This window comes from Cryobacterium sp. MDB1-18-1 (assembly GCF_004402735.1).
In the GTDB taxonomy this organism is placed as follows: Bacteria; Actinomycetota; Actinomycetes; order Actinomycetales; family Microbacteriaceae; genus Cryobacterium; species Cryobacterium glucosi.
In genome coordinates, this window is the sequence record NZ_SOFR01000025.1 from 1 (window position 1) to 1595 (window position 1595).

Consider the following 1595-nt stretch of genomic DNA (forward strand, 5'->3'; position numbering starts at 1 on the left):
TTGCTTAGTCGGTACTCACTGACCATCCCACGGTGGCTCTTCGCGTTGAAGAAGCAACGCTCACGAGCGGGAAACCACACCACTCACAGGGACGTAACCCGGACAGAGCCGTAGATCTATGGAAAACTTGCATCTACGAGATGCCTTTCTTGTCGTGAAAAATGAACCCTAAGTAAGTTCCATTTTTCCTGACCTGGAAGGCATTCTCGGTTTAACGCGCCGTCAAACCCCGACTCTCACCGGTGGATCGAGGCTTAGTGCCGCTGGTCGCCGCCGGGTCGCCGGCTAGCCCGTTCTGGCGGTGTCCCTCGTGCAATTTGGTGAGCCTGGTGTAGCCGGCGGCCGCGTGACCTGGTGCCGGATAATGGGGGTCTGAATTGGGGCCTGGCACACCGCCCCCGGGACGCGAGCGAATCAACGCCGGACACGGTCGAGGCCCCGGACAGTTGGGCGGCAGTCGAGCAGCCGCGTGCTGTGATCCCGGCCGATCACCTGGTGCTCTACGTGCGCCGGCACATCAGCCGCTAGGCGCGATCGGAACGCATTCCGTACTTTTCGAACATAGGTACTGGGTATCTGCTTAGCTGAAGCTAGCGGCGATGGGGATCTAACCGGGACACGAGCCCTTTGAGGTACCAGGAAGAAGGCCTGCCCTCGGCACCCGAAATTCGACACCTACCGGCGAGTACTCTTGTCGGATGAAGCAGATTGGCCTTGTAGGTGGGCTCGGCTGGGTTTCAACGGCCGAGTACTACGGGCTCTTGAACGTCAGAGCGCGCGACGAATTAGGAGATCACCGCTCCGCACGAGTTCTAATCGACAGCCTGGACGAACAAGAGTTCCTCGACGCGCAGGCCGAAGACCCGTCGGAGGCGCGCTGCGAGGCAATGATTATCGAGTCTGTCGCTCGACTTGCCGAGGCAGGCTCCGAGGTCATCGCCCTGTGCGCTAACGGGCTGCACAGGTTCGTCCCGGCGATCATCCAGCACACGGGTGTCGAGGTCATCGACATCGCCGGCGCCACCGTCGATGCCGTGACGGCGTCAGGACTCAGCAGCGTTGGCCTGCTCGGGGTGAGGAAGACGATGGAGGGAGAGTTTTACCGGAGTCGGTTTGAAGACAAACACATCGAAGTCCTCACTCCTGACGAAGCAACTCGTAGCTACGTTCACGACCGGATTATCGACGAGCTCACCCTCGGCATCTTCACCCAGAGCACACGAGAGTCGTTCCTGGGGGTGTGCCAGGAATTGGTCGACCGCGGTGCGGAGGGCGTAGTTCTCGGATGTACCGAGATCCCCCTCCTATTGGATGTCAACGACGCGGCGAAGTTTCCTCTGTTCTCGACCACTGCAATCCACTGCGAGGCCATATTGAAGGCTGCGCTGACCTCCTGACGGTGGCAGTCCCCCCGCGGCCTCGACGGGGTCAAGCTAGTCATGTCTGACGCCCACACCGGCCTGAAGAAGGCTATCGGCACCGTGTTCCAGGGCGCCGGCTGGCAGCGATGCCGGGTCCACTTCATGCGCAACGTCCTCGCCGTGATCCCTAAAGGATCCCAAGACATGGTCGCGTCGATCATCCGCACCATCTTC

At 60.6% G+C, this 1595-nt stretch carries 1 protein-coding gene and 1 pseudogene; both read left to right on the forward strand.

The window, feature by feature from the left end:
* Positions 1 to 698 precede the first annotated feature (698 nt).
* Complete coding sequence (locus tag E3O50_RS06445; protein WP_134448370.1) at positions 699 to 1397, forward strand: amino acid racemase; 699 nt, start codon at positions 699 to 701, stop codon at positions 1395 to 1397.
* Between the two features lie 15 nt (positions 1398 to 1412).
* Positions 1413 to 1595: pseudogene (locus tag E3O50_RS06450) on the forward strand (transposase); the annotation flags it as partial.

Bases quoted from the DNA above. Each gene is read 5' to 3' on its own strand.
- E3O50_RS06445 (WP_134448370.1), top strand. From the start codon at position 699: ATGAAGCAGATTGGCCTTGTAGGTGGGCTCGGCTGGGTTTCAACGGCC.